At 55.2% G+C, this 232-nt stretch carries 1 pseudogene; it reads left to right on the forward strand.

Annotated elements, in window-relative coordinates:
- Positions 1 to 232 (forward strand): annotated as a pseudogene (locus MXD62_RS09745) (excinuclease ABC subunit B); the annotation flags it as partial.

Below are 232 nucleotides of genomic sequence, written 5' to 3' on the forward strand. Positions count from 1 at the left end.
CACTATGTCACTCGCGAAGAAAAGATGCAACGGGCGATTGCCAGCATTGAGGCCGAATTGGAAGAACGTCTGGCAGAGTTTCGCGCGGCAGGCAAGCTTCTGGAAGCGCAGCGTCTGGAGCAGCGAGCCCGCTATGATATAGAAATGATGGCAGAGATGGGCTTTTGTTCGGGCATTGAAAACTACTCCCGCCATCTTACCGGCTTGCCTCCGGGACATCCGCCATACACAC

It is taken from the genome of Frankia sp. Mgl5 (assembly GCF_023242985.1).
In the GTDB taxonomy this organism is placed as follows: domain Bacteria; phylum Actinomycetota; class Actinomycetes; order Frankiales; family Frankiaceae; genus Parafrankia; species Parafrankia soli.